1 protein-coding gene is annotated in these 279 nt (G+C 54.5%); it reads right to left on the bottom strand.

Annotated elements, in window-relative coordinates:
• A partial coding sequence (locus HL290_RS18485; protein ID WP_198497229.1) for an Ig-like domain-containing protein occupies positions 1-279 on the bottom strand: 279 nt, incomplete at both ends.

Raw genomic sequence — 279 nt, 5'->3', positions numbered from 1 at the left:
TGTGCCATCTGGCGTAAACACTGCTGTCCAGGTGATGTTGTCCGTTGTCGTCAAGCCAGTCAATGTACCGCCAACCACGGTGATGTCGCCTGCCGCAAAGCCTGCCACCGCTTCACTGAACGTGAAGGTAATGTTCGCTGTTTCACCTGCCGCAAGAGCAAGGTCATCCGCGGTAATCGCAAGGGTTGGTGCTGTTGCATCAACAGTTACTGTACCAGTCACTGGAGTTGATACGTTACCTGCCACATCTGTTGCAGTCACGCTCACTGTGTGCGGACC

This window comes from Acinetobacter sp. AC1-2 (genome assembly GCF_016124155.1).
Classification (GTDB): domain Bacteria; phylum Pseudomonadota; class Gammaproteobacteria; order Pseudomonadales; family Moraxellaceae; genus Acinetobacter; species Acinetobacter calcoaceticus.
The sequence above is the reverse complement of the archived record's forward strand: the minus strand, read 5'-3'. Positions and strand labels throughout refer to the sequence as shown.